A 10,853-nucleotide genomic window follows, 5' to 3' on the forward strand; every position below is an offset into this window, starting at 1 on the left:
CATGCGTGTTCTGCTTGCCTGCGATAAATTCAAGGGGACGCTGACTTCGCGGGAAGTGGGTGAAGCGCTGGCAGAGGGTTTTCGCAGCTATTCTGATGAATTCGAAATTTGCATCTTTCCTGCCAGTGATGGGGGAGAAGGTTTGCTGGCGGCCTTGCAGGTTCCCCTCGCTTTGGAATTCAAAACTGTTGAAATTCAAGCCCCGCATGGCGTAAGGGTGAGTTCTCGCTTTGGCTGGGAACCCGCACGCCAAAGGGCCTGGATTGAATCTGCGCAAGCCCTGGGTTTGGATTTGATTCCGCTTGAAAAACGACATCCCCTTGAACTCACAAGTTATGGTCTGGGCGAATTGCTTTTGGCGGCAAATAAACTGCAGCCCCACGAGATCCTCGTGGGTTTGGGTTCCAGTGGCACTGTGGATGGAGGAATGGGGCTGGCATCCGCACTGGGGTATCGCTTTTACGATGCCCAAGGGAATTTACTTTCGGGTGCTCCTCAGGATTGGGATTTGCTTGAGAAAATCGAGCCAGCTCTCAACCCAGTTGCTTTTCCAGTGATTCGCATTTTAGCGGATGTGCGCAATCCGCTCTTGGGCGAAGCGGGTGGAGTTCGCGTCTTCAGCGCGCAAAAGGGGGCTTCTGCGCATGAAATTGAGCGCTTGGAAAAACGGATTCAATCCTGGTTGAAGTTGCTGCTGCCGATTCTACCAGCAGCAGAGCACTGTTCCCGCCTGCCTGGTGCAGGGGCCGCGGGGGGGCTGGGCTTTGCTCTGGCAGCCCTGACCCAAGCCATTTTGGAATCAGGGGCTGAACGGGTGATCCAGGAGTCTGATTTGGAGCAGGCCATTGCAAATGCAGATCTTGTGATCACGGGTGAAGGGGCCTATGATGCGCAGTCTGCCTGGGGAAAATGGCCCCAATATCTTATTCAGACCTGTCAAAAATATGAAAAACCAGTCTGTTTGGTCACCGGTCAGACCGTGCAATTGCAAGATCGCCCTGAAGGTCTGCGCCAGACTCTGGATCTGGTCAGTCTGAACCCCCAATGTGCTGTCTCCAAACGCGCCAGTCTTCAGGCCTTGCATCAAGTGGGCTACCGATTGGCCTCTGAATGGAAACTGGATATCTAGTTTTCGGATGCCGATCAGGATGCCCGTTGTTTCAAGCGGCGTAATTCATTATTTTTTATATATTTGAATCTCCAATTATTTGTTACACAATTATAAATTTTTTATTGCATCTGTGATATTTCAGGGCTACAATTTGTAAATTAGTTCACAATGTATTTTTCCTTTCATAAATTTGTAATATTATTTGATGTGATTTTTCCTGTGAATTGTAATAAATCACTTTGCTCGTTGTGATTGACTCTGAGTTTGGACAAAAAAGTTCTGGCTTGGGAGTTCTGTTCATCTCTCCATTGTGATTCCTGGACTTGATTTGTAGTTTTTAAGTTTGATCTTTATATCAATTTTAAAAGTGAAAAAGGATTTGACTCATGAAAACAATGCCCCTTTGCAAAATGATTGCTGCACTTATGATTTTGGTGGGCAGCATGAGCCTGGGAGCCTCTGTTCTGGCTGCAGGCAGTGAAGATGCTATCAAAGCTGCTTTGCTTTTCAATATTATGAAATTTGTCAAATGGCCTTCTTCCGGTGCCTTAAAAGTTTGTGCGATTGGGGCGAGTGGTATGACGGGTGCCTTGGAACAAAAATTGAAGGGGCAAAAGATCAATGGACAGGCCGTTAGTTTTACAGTGACCAGCGCGGGGTCTGCGACAGCCTGTCAAGTTGCTATTTTTGAGGGGGGGGCGGTGCCTGGAAATTTTAAATCCCTGCCGATTTTAACTGTCGGAAATGGCGGGATTGTGTCTTTTTCTGTGGCGGGGGGTAAAGTTCAGTTTTCATTGGATCAAACCACTGCCAAGAAAAACAATTTGGGAATCAGTGCTCAATTGCTCAAATTAGCGAAATCGGTTCAGTAATTTTCTTTTACTCATAACTGGAGTCTTCAATGTTCGAAAAGATCAACCAATTGCCCGTTTCATTAAAAGCTAAATTGCTGATTGCTATTGGCTTGAATACGGCTGTGATTATTGCCTTGATTTGTACTGCTTTTCTTTGGAATGAAAAAACAACCTTTCATTCTGTCTTGGAACGCCAGACCCAAGTTTTAGGGGGAATAATTTCTGAAAATGCCTCAGTCTTTCTTGAGTTTGATACGCCTGAAGAAGCAAAAAAATTATTGTCTACACTCAAAGTTGAATCTGGTGTAATGGCTGCTGCAGTGTATCGACAAGACAATAAAATTTTTGCACAGTATCTTCGCAAAGGTTCTGAAAAAAGTCCTTTGCCAACCCTTCCTCAAGAAAACAAGCTTTGGGATGAACAAAGGGGGATCTTAGAAATGTCCCTGCCCATTTTGCTTGAAAAGAAGCAGATTGGGAGGGTTTATCTAAAGACCGATTCAGATCATTTTAGACAGAAGTTAAATTCCTCAACGCAATTTGCGTTGGTCTTGGCCTTTGTGGGTATTTTGATCCTTCAGCTGCTCGGGTATTTCATGATTGACCTGCTCGTAAGCCGACCCTTGAAAATTTCAGCCAAAGTCATTGAAGCCATGGCCCGAGGAGATCTCACCCAAGTTCTTGAAATCCATTCCAAAGACGAGGTTGGGTTGATGGCAGATTCTATCAACCAGACGATTGCAGGTATAAAACAGGCAACGGGCCAAGAAGTATTGGATTGGCAAGTGATCGCAGAACAGAAAAAACGCGAAGAAATTCAAAAAATCAAAGACGCTGAACAACGCCAGCGGGATGAAGAACAGCGTCGCAAAGACGCCGAACAACGCCAACGGGATGAGGAACAGCGTCGCAAAGATACAGAGCAACGCCAACGAGATGAGGAACAGCGTTTCAAAGATGCCGAACAACGTGAGAAAGAGAAAGTTCAATTGGAACGTGACATGGAGCAGTCTGAAGCCTTAGCCTCAGCCTCTGGTGTTTTTTCTTCCTTGAGTCAAAAACTGAGTCAAAACGCAGATATGACCACTGAGCAAGCGACTCAGGTTTCGGCTACATTTCAGCAAATGAATACAGAGTTGTATACCATTGCCAGCAGCATGGAAGAAATGCGCGCCAGTATTCAAGAAATTAACCGCCACGTTGTCGGTGTAAATCAAATGGGAAATCAAGCCGTTTCAGAGTCCCTTATCACCAATCAAGTGGTGGCTCAGTTGGGGGAAAAAAGCATCAGCATTGGGCAAGTCATTCAGTTTATTTCGAGCATTGCCGAGCAAACGAAACTCTTGGCTCTGAATGCTGCCATTGAAGCCGCGCGGGCAGGTGAGTTTGGCAAAGGTTTTGGCGTGGTCGCAAGTGAAATCAAATCTCTGGCCAAGGAAACCTCGGCGTCGGCCAATTCTATCAGCGAAGAGATATTTGCAATTCAAAACGACGTGAACAAAGTGGTCGGAGCGATTGAGAGCATTACTTCAATGATTCAGCAAATCAATGATTTACAAAGTATGATTGCTGCTGCTATTGAGGAGCAGGCAGCAACAACGCAATCGATTGATTCGAATGTTCAACATGCTGTTGTGGGCAGTCAAAGCATTCTGAAAAGTACCGATCAACTGGTTGAAATTTCACGTGTAACTTCTCAAGGAGCACAAACTTTGAATGAATCTGCTTTAGAATTGGCCGAAATGGCGAAAGAGCTTCAAAAACAAAATCAAGAGGAGCGGACTCTGGTTTTTGTTTGAAGGGACTTTTCAGAAGGAGCCATATTCCAAAGATGGATAAAGGAGGATTTGCTGAACCAGAGATTCTGAAGGAATCAACCAAAAATTTGTAAGTTCACATGATTATTAAAGGGGTATTTTCAATGAGGTTTAAAAATCTTGCTGCATCACTTTTATTTCTCTTCAGCACGACCCAAGCCGTTTTGGCTCAAGAAGTGGCTCAAGCTCCACCCACCGATCAATTTTTTGATATGGATATCGAAAGCTTGCTCAATATCGATGTCTCAAAACTTGACAAGAAATTTGTAATCTATGGCTATGTCAATGCCAATTTGGAAGAAGTTTTCAATATTCCCAGAATCGGTGCGAATGGACAAACAGAGTCTGAATCAGACCCCTATGAATTTTCGATTCCAAATTTTCATATTTATGGAAAAGCCAATCTGTTTGACAATATCGATATTTTGATCAACCTTGCGAAAAGTGGAAATGGACTTGAGATTCGGAATGCCTGGGGAAATTTTAAGCTCTATCAAGATTTGTTTCAGGTTCGCTTTGGGAAGATGTATCAGAAATTTGGTCTTTACAACGAAAAGCTCGACCAAATTCCCGTCATTTTGGGGATAGAACCCCCCGAACTCTTTGATCAGGATCATTTGCTTTTACCGCGTACAACCAGTTTGATGCTACACGGAGAGAATACTATCAATAACTGGGGCTATGCTTACGCATTGGCAACTGACAATGGCGAAGGAGGGGCCAGTTTGAATACCCTTCCCCTCAGTTGGGATTTGCGTGGCAAAGTCAATCTGGATTTTGCCCCTTTGAGCAATCCCTCTATTATTTTGGGCACCTCAGGTTTTGTTTCCAGCATAACAGGCGGAAAAGGCACATCAACTGTCGGCCTGGGCAATGGCTCACCCAGAGGTGGGATTTTGCCCTGGATGTCAGGGGATAATTATATGGTCTTTGGCGGTTTTCTGGAAAGCCAGATTTTTGAAAATCTCAATATTCAGGCGGCATACTGGCATGCGGTTCACAATGGAGAGCGCAATCCTGAAAGCGTATTGAATATAGTACGCAATGGCGGGCTGCTGCCTTCACAGCGTCAACGTTTTCTTGGCTCCAATTCAAGCAAATCAAACGATGCTTTAAGCGCCTCTGATGTCATTACCCAAGCCAATTATCAGGTTCAGACCTTTTATCTACGTGCGGGTTATTCTATTCCAACAGATTTTGGAACTTTTACGCCTTACGCCTTCTTGGATTGGATGAGCCATCCTGAAGTGATAGGCAGTAAAACCTATGGCGGCGACAATGAAGCGGGGATGTCCGATGATGGTGTCTTTTTTAAACCCTCTCTGGGTGTGGTGTATCGGCCAACTCAAAATGTGGCTTTAAAAGTGGATAGCAGTATGCATATTCAAAAATTCAATGGGGCAACTACCATGTATCCAGAAGTGAGATTTGACGCTTCTTTCGCTTTCTCTACCCAATAGCAATTGCCGCAAACTCAACCGTGTGAAGAGCATTCGCACGGTTTTTTTTCAATTTGTGTTTGCAACTGTTCAGATTTCAGGTTAAAAAGACGATAGAAAGACAAGCGAAAATCTGTCCTGGAGGACTTCATGGGAAATTTTAGTTTAAATTCTGCGCGCGATATGGTTTCACGTTCACTCAACGATCCCTATTCCCCTGGCAAAGTGGATAAGTTTGAAGCGATTGAAATCAAAGAAAAATTGACGGGCAAGGGGGCAGATGTTTCAGAAGCTGCCAAAGCCTTTATTGCCGATCAGGTTCAGGCTGGAAAATTCGATGCGGGTGGAGCTGCTGTGATGCAGGACTTGTTTTCTCAGCCCACGCAATCCTATCATGAAAAAGTGACTCAACAGGCTGATGTGGCGATCAAGTCTTTACACCAGGCCTTGGATTTTGGGTTTATAGGGGGCGTGAATAATGATGGCAGCGTTACGGGTTCAGAAAATGCCGGTGACGTGGCTGGGATGGCCGAAAAATATTTATCCAAACTGAATGAATTGGCTGGTGAGTCATCTAACCTGCGCAATATTGTGACAGCTACCCTCGATGGGGGCAAACTGATCAAAGATCCCGAAAAACGTCTGAACTCCTATCTGAAGACGCTCAATCTAATTAAAACCACACATAAAAACAATGACCGGGATATGAAACATCTGGCTTCTGATGCGATTCAGAATGTGCATACTGCGGTTCGCAGCTTGGGTGGACAGATCATGAGCAATGGTTCAATCAATAACCTGAGCCGGGAAGGGATTTATTCAGGCGCGTATAATCAATTGAACAATATTGAGAACAAAGCCAGCAATGAATTTATTCGCAACCAGGCTGCCAATGGACTGACTGCTGCGCGGAACGCAACCAACAGTTCCTACCAATCAGCCACCAATATTATTTTGGAAACTCTGCGCAATATTGCAGGGGGGACCCAGGTTCATGCTTCTCCGAAAGCACCGGGTGGGGGAGATTTAACCGTTGAAACCACCGTTACGACAAAAATCAAGCAATAAACACTGATTTTAAATTTGAAAGGCCGATTTCAGAATCGGCCTTTTGACATGAAAAAGGAAGTCAATATGTCTGAACTGGCCCGTCGTCTGACGCTTCCCGATGTACTCTGCCTGGGAGTCAATGCCATTATTGGCTCTGGAATTTTTCTCTTTCCGGGCCGCTTGGCGAAATCAGCTGGCCCGACCTCGGTTTTTGCGTTTATTCTCTGTGGTCTTTTATTGGTCACCGTTGCACTTAGCTATGCGGAGATGGCGGGACTGACCCGGCGCAATGGTGGGGCTTATGTCTATGCGCTGACAGCCTTTGGCGCGAAAATTGGCTTTGTTGTGGGTTGGATTGCCTGGGTGACCTCGATTTTCAGTTGGGCTGCAGTTGCCAATGCGATCAGCTCGCAGCTTGCCTATTTTCATCCGCTGTTTAATACCGTCTTGGTGACCAAAATTTTAGCCTGCAGCTTGATTCTGGGCTTTGGCACAATCAATTATTTTGGTGTGAAAATGGGGGCGATTACGGTCAATCTCTTTACGGTTGCTAAAACTTTGCCGCTTGCTCTTTTTGTGGGCGTGGGTCTGTTTCATCTCGAACCTGGAAATTTTCAGGGGGCTTTGCAGACTGATCTGAATACCATGGGGGCAGCGCTTTTTCTTTCGCTTTGGCCCTTGCAGGGCTTTGAAACGGTGCCGGTGATTGCCGGAGAAAGCAAAAATCCCCAGCGGGATGTACCCTTGGCTACGATTTTTTCACTCTTGGCAGTGGCCCTCTTTTATACCCTGATTCAGATTGTTTCAGTGGGAACGCTGCCGGGGCTGGCGGGTTCGCAAAAGCCCTTGGCTGATGCCGCCGCCACTTTCCTGGGGCCTTTGGGAGCGACCCTGATGGCAGCCGGTGCCGCCATTTCAATGACGGGTTACAGTGCAGGCAATGCGATGGGATCTGCCCGTTATTTGGATGCTCTGGCAGAGGATCATTTTCTGCCCCAGTGGTTGCGGGCTGTGCATCCGCGCTATCTGACCCCGGCCCGTGCGATTGCGCTTACCACCGGTTTAACTGCTTTTATGGCGATTTGGCTGGATTTTGCGGCCCTGGTGGACATCTCCAATCTGGCGGTCATCAGCCAGTATGGGGCAACCTGTGCCGCGGTGATTTGGTTGCGTCTGAAGCAACCTGAGCTGGAACGTCGTTTTAAAATTCCGGGGGGAATTCTGGTTCCTCTATTGGGCTGTGGGGTTTCGCTCTGGCTGATCAAACAGGTCAAATTGCCTGAGCTGATCTTTACCACAGTGGTGGTTTTGATTGGAGTGGGCTTTGCTCTGGCTAGCAAGGCCTATGCCAAACGGAAGGCTGGAGGAGCCCCAGCTTAATCGACCCAGTTGATCAGGCCGCTGAAAATCCTTCAGCGGCCTTTTATTTTTGTTGAATCACAGCGCATGTTTAAGCTTCTGAATCTCAGGCCAAGCTGATTCAGTGTCCTCAAAACATGCTTGAGGTTAGCTCAGGTAAAGCGAACGCATCTCTGTCAGGGCTGAACCCGCCAATTGATTCGAAATTTTAGGATTCGACAAGATCAAAAACCAAAAAAAAAGAAAATTATAAGTTATTTAGGGTAGTTTAAATTGAATTTTTAGGGTCTGATTTTTTATAAACTGCACAGCTAACTGAAATTGACTGTTTTTTGAATCAGGATTTTATCAAATGATGGGCCCATTCTTCAGCTTTAAAACTTTTTAATAGCAGTCCAGGCCCTTCCAGAATCGGGCGTTTGAGAGCAGAGGGATTCGCAATTAGCAGCTGGGCTTGTTCTTCGGCAGAGGCGGCTTCATAGGCCTCTTTGAATTTACGAAAGGTGGTGCCCGCTTTATTGACGGGCAACTCCCCAAAGCCTGCTTGCCAGCGCTGAAGATCTTCAAGACTGGGTTTTTGTTTGGCGTAATCGACAAAAGTATACGCCAATCCCTCGGATTCTAGCCAGGTAAAGGCCTTTTTCATGGTGGAACAATTTTTAATGCCGTATATCGTATACATCTCAATTTCCAATTGTCTGTGAATGATGATGCTTCATTATACAGCGAAGCTATCAAAGCGCTTTCCGGTATACAGAAAAGAAGGCCTGAACAGACAAGACTTTGTGTCTGTTCAGGCCTTGGGTCTTGATAGAAAGCTATTTAAAAGAGTTTGCCACCAAAGAGGGTTTTGTATTCATCATTGACCTTGTTGGCATAGGTTGAAACACTGGGGTCGCCGTAGCGTTTCAAGGCTTTTTCAATGCCTCTGCCCAGACGGGCCCGCTCATTGAGTTCATAACTCATATAGGCCACAGAGGTCCAGACATTGGCTTTGATATTGTAACGCTGTTGAATGGAGCGGGCATTTTGAATAAAATTGCCCCTGTATTGATTATAAGGAGCTGTACCCTTGCCGCCTTTGCCAATTCCTGCCATAAAATGCACCTGGCGAATCGCAATACTGGTCAACTGACCCAGCCCTCCGGCACCGGTATGGCTGCGTGCACCGGGATTGATCCCGCCGCTTTCGTGGGCATAAAGTGCAAGCATCATTTTGGGATCCACCCCAAAGGCTTTCGAGGCACTGTCAAGTTCTTTTGCGATTTCACGCAATTGGGTGGGAGTGGTTTTGGTTCGGCTGGTCACACCCCGTTCAGCATAAAACTTCTGGTATTTCTGCATGGCTGCGAACAATTCCTGTGCGCCAGGGGTCAGGCTGGAATGATCGACTGCGCTGGGGCCACTCGGTCCCGCTGGTTTTTCAGGTGTGGCTGGCTTTTGCGGTGTTTCAGGTTTGCTGGGCTGAACAGGTGGATTTGCTGGGGGGGGAACTTCAGCCTTGCGCTGCGGAATTTTCAGTTGCATTCCCGGTTGCAGTGCATCGGGTGTTTTGAGGATATCGCGGTTGGCCTTGTAAATTTCCATATAGCGTTCAGAATCACCGAGGGTACGCAGGGCAATAATACTCAAGGATTCACCCCGTTTCACGGTCCGCAGGGTAAAGGCATCAGCTGTGGGGTCGTTGGGCGTGGCTGGCTCTGGGGCATCGGGTTCTTCTTGAATGGGCTCAGCGCTGGCAGGAACTGGAATTTTCAAAACCATGCCAATGCGCAGATCATTGGGATTTTGCAAATCATCCTGATTGGCCTTGTAAATCTCTAGATTGCGATTGGCATTGCCCAAATATTTTTGCGCAAGTTTGCCCAGGGTTTCACCGCGTTTGACTTTGTGCATCAGAAATTGGGGCTCAGGCTCCAAAGAGAGGGTGGGGGTGGCGTTGCCTTTGACACCTGAGTTGAGCAGGCTGTCGGCTTGAAACGTGGGCTGGGCAGGCGGAGGGGCTTGTTTTTCAGTTTGGATTGCTGGGGGAGCTTTAGGTTGAGTTCCCAGACGGCTCAAAGGCTGTGCGGCTGTGGTAAAGTCGAGTCTGGTCATTCAGGAGGCTCCTTAAAATGGATAGGGACAGGCTTTAAAAAATGGATGCGTAAAGATTAATATTTTAATTATAGTCTCAGTTTTTGCAAATCTTGTTGCAAGCGGTTTATTTTAGACAAACTTTAACCTGCACAAGCAGAGAAGATAATCTGCAAGTGTGTATCAGTATTCCCTTTCAGCCAGAATAAAACAGCGAGTAAAGCTTGGCCCAAGCGCTTAGGTAAACCCTGCAACAAGGGCTTGGATCGCTTGCCGACCCGCCCCAAAAATAGGCCAGCCATCTCCCGTTAAAACTGTTTCCAGGTCTGAACAATCCAAAAAGCGTCTTACCGAAGCCTGGGCCTGCTGTTTATCTTTGAGTTTGGCCTCGGGCAAAAGGCAAAGTTTGCCGGCCTGGTGGGAACGAATTAAATCTCCTGTAATCAGGGTATGGCCGTCAATCAAAAAAGCCAGTTCACCGGGAGTCTTTGAACCTTCAAGCTGATAAACTCTAAGCCCGGGAACAGGCTCCTGCCCATCGCTTAAATTCATTTGTCTGGGCAGCAAATTGGGCTCAGAGGCAGGCCCCCAGAGTGTTGCGCCTGTTTGCTCTGCCAGTTCTATCGCAAAGCGCAGATGGTCAGAATTGCTGATTAAAATATGCCTGAGGGTTCCCAGGCTTTTTAAATGGTTCAGATCGTGTTCGCTCATGGGCAGGGGGTCAAAAGCACAGTTGCCCTCGGGACGAATCCAAAGCACAGAGTGGAAATCCAGGTTCCTTTCTGGGTTGAATTCGCTCCAGCCCCAAAACTCAGGTCTGTGTAGTGCTTTCATCGGGGACCTCTTTGCAGTCGATTTCAAGGCATTGTACTCCGAACCCTGGAGATCGGAGAACGCTTTGGCTGATCTTGCCCCATCTTACAAAAGGAGAAGCGGTTCAAATTCTTGGTCAATGAACTACATCCCTCCAACCCGCATGGGTATGGAGGGAGTTTCGTGCTTCACAGAGAAAAGTTTCTCTCCACACAGGGCCGGTTCCCGACCCTTAATACTCTCTAAGGCCCAGTTTAAGATCACACGTGCAGCATTCTGATCGCGACTCAAGGTTAAGCCACATGGACATGCGTGTTGCCTTTCGGATAAAGGC

At 46.8% G+C, this 10,853-nt stretch carries 9 protein-coding genes; 6 read left to right on the forward strand and 3 right to left on the reverse strand.

Translation table 11 applies throughout. The annotated features are described in order from the left end of the window. The first annotated feature begins 1 nt into the window (after position 1). The 6 genes from COW20_10225 (at position 2) to COW20_10250 (ending at position 7,651) form a co-directional block, all read left to right on the forward strand. Positions 2-1,129, forward strand: coding sequence for a glycerate kinase (locus COW20_10225; GenBank protein ID PIW48453.1), 1,128 nt, complete (start codon positions 2-4; stop codon positions 1,127-1,129). Positions 1,130-1,497: 368 nt separating this feature from the next. Beyond that, positions 1,498-1,983: a hypothetical protein gene (locus tag COW20_10230; GenBank protein PIW48454.1), complete on the forward strand. Its 486-nt coding sequence runs from the start codon at positions 1,498-1,500 to the stop codon at positions 1,981-1,983. A 29-nt stretch (positions 1,984-2,012) separates the two neighbouring features. Continuing rightward, the gene (locus COW20_10235; protein PIW48455.1) at positions 2,013-3,764 is read left to right on the forward strand and encodes a hypothetical protein; all 1,752 of its coding nucleotides are present in this window, start codon (positions 2,013-2,015) and stop codon (positions 3,762-3,764) included. A 122-nt stretch (positions 3,765-3,886) separates the two neighbouring features. After that, positions 3,887-5,242 (forward strand): hypothetical protein, encoded by a 1,356-nt coding sequence (locus COW20_10240; GenBank protein ID PIW48456.1) that lies wholly within the window; start codon positions 3,887-3,889, stop codon positions 5,240-5,242. A gap of 129 nt (positions 5,243-5,371) precedes the next feature. After that, positions 5,372-6,289, forward strand: coding sequence for a hypothetical protein (locus COW20_10245; GenBank protein ID PIW48457.1), 918 nt, complete (start codon positions 5,372-5,374; stop codon positions 6,287-6,289). A 48-nt stretch (positions 6,290-6,337) separates the two neighbouring features. After that, entirely contained in the window at positions 6,338-7,651 is a 1,314-nt protein-coding gene (locus COW20_10250) for a hypothetical protein (GenBank protein PIW48458.1), read from the forward strand. Between the two features lie 316 nt (positions 7,652-7,967). Here the strand turns inward: COW20_10250 and COW20_10255 are convergent, their stop codons facing one another. The 3 genes from COW20_10255 to COW20_10265 all read right to left on the reverse strand — a co-directional run bounded on the left by COW20_10255 (position 7,968) and on the right by COW20_10265 (position 10,540). Further along, on the reverse strand, positions 7,968-8,312 hold the full coding sequence (locus tag COW20_10255) for an arsenate reductase (protein PIW48459.1): 345 nt from the start codon (positions 8,310-8,312) through the stop codon (positions 7,968-7,970). 140 nt (positions 8,313-8,452) lie between these two features. Continuing rightward, positions 8,453-9,727 (reverse strand): hypothetical protein, encoded by a 1,275-nt coding sequence (locus COW20_10260; GenBank protein PIW48460.1) that lies wholly within the window; start codon positions 9,725-9,727, stop codon positions 8,453-8,455. A 216-nt stretch (positions 9,728-9,943) separates the two neighbouring features. After that, a complete protein-coding gene (locus tag COW20_10265; protein ID PIW48461.1) occupies positions 9,944-10,540 on the reverse strand; it encodes an MBL fold metallo-hydrolase in 597 nt (198 codons plus the stop codon). Positions 10,541-10,853 lie beyond the last annotated feature (313 nt).

This window comes from bacterium (Candidatus Blackallbacteria) CG13_big_fil_rev_8_21_14_2_50_49_14, from assembly GCA_002783405.1.
Classification (GTDB): Bacteria; Cyanobacteriota; Sericytochromatia; order UBA7694; family UBA7694.

What these genes read in the sequence shown, in the direction of transcription:
- COW20_10225 (PIW48453.1), top strand. Translation starts at nt 2, where the DNA reads ATGCGTGTTCTGCTTGCCTGCGATAAATTCAAGGGGACGCTGACTTCG.
- COW20_10230 (PIW48454.1), top strand. Translation starts at nt 1,498, where the DNA reads ATGAAAACAATGCCCCTTTGCAAAATGATTGCTGCACTTATGATTTTG.
- COW20_10235 (PIW48455.1), top strand. Translation starts at nt 2,013, where the DNA reads ATGTTCGAAAAGATCAACCAATTGCCCGTTTCATTAAAAGCTAAATTG.
- COW20_10240 (PIW48456.1), top strand. Translation starts at nt 3,887, where the DNA reads ATGAGGTTTAAAAATCTTGCTGCATCACTTTTATTTCTCTTCAGCACG.
- COW20_10245 (PIW48457.1), top strand. Translation starts at nt 5,372, where the DNA reads ATGGGAAATTTTAGTTTAAATTCTGCGCGCGATATGGTTTCACGTTCA.
- COW20_10250 (PIW48458.1), top strand. Translation starts at nt 6,338, where the DNA reads ATGAAAAAGGAAGTCAATATGTCTGAACTGGCCCGTCGTCTGACGCTT.
- COW20_10255 (PIW48459.1), bottom strand. Translation starts at nt 8,312, where the DNA reads ATGTATACGATATACGGCATTAAAAATTGTTCCACCATGAAAAAGGCC.
- COW20_10260 (PIW48460.1), bottom strand. Translation starts at nt 9,727, where the DNA reads ATGACCAGACTCGACTTTACCACAGCCGCACAGCCTTTGAGCCGTCTG.
- COW20_10265 (PIW48461.1), bottom strand. Translation starts at nt 10,540, where the DNA reads ATGAAAGCACTACACAGACCTGAGTTTTGGGGCTGGAGCGAATTCAAC.